We start from the raw sequence: 765 nt of genomic DNA, 5'->3' as shown, positions 1-765 counted from the left end.
TTGCCGAGATGGCGCCCGCGCTTCCCGACACGCGCCTGGTGTACGTGGCCGACCGCGAAGCCGATCTGATGCCGTTGATGGCCCGGGCCCAGCAACTGGGCACGCCGGCCGACTGGCTGGTGCGCGCCAAGCACAACCGCTGTCTGCCCGGAGGTGACAAGCTCTGGGCGCATGCCACCGAGGGGGTGCCGTTGGGTGAAATCACCTTCCAGATGCCGGCGCGCAAGGACGTGAAGGCCCGTCCAGTGCGCCAGCAACTGTGGGCACGGCGCATCGAACTGCCTGCGGGTAAGGGGGCGACGGTATCGGCCACGTGCATCGTCGCGCGCGAAATCGGTGCGCCGCCTGACGCCACGCCGGTCGAATGGCGTTTGCTGACGAACCGCACGGTGGCCAACGATCTCGAGGCCGTCGCCTTGATCGACTGGTACCGCGCCCGCTGGGAAATCGAAATGCTGTTCGACGTGCTGAAAAACGCCTGCCGCGTCGAGGCGCTGCAACTGGGTACGATCGAGAAACTCGAACGCGCGCTGGCCCTGTTCATGGTCGTCGCCTGGCGGATCGCTTACCTGATGCGCAGCGGTCGCACCTGTCCCGACCTTGATGCCGCGCTGTTCTTCGACCCCGACGAGATTCATAGTGCTTACCTGTTGAATGATCAGGATGCCCCGGACAAACCAAGGCTCAACGATGTGCTACGACTGGTCGCCCGACTGGGGGGATTCCTCGGCCGGAAAAGCGACGGCGAACCCGGCGTCAAGACCA

The 765-nt window shown here is 65.2% G+C and carries 1 protein-coding gene; it reads left to right on the top strand.

The genetic code is table 11. The features are described from left to right. On the top strand, positions 1–765 hold a 765-nt coding region (locus tag H7U20_RS09430; RefSeq protein ID WP_199758901.1), incomplete at both ends, for an IS4 family transposase.

The sequence above is a fragment of the Rugamonas violacea genome (assembly GCF_016461825.1).
In the GTDB taxonomy this organism is placed as follows: Bacteria; Pseudomonadota; Gammaproteobacteria; order Burkholderiales; family Burkholderiaceae_D; genus Rugamonas.
This window is presented reverse-complemented; position numbering and strand designations above follow the sequence as displayed.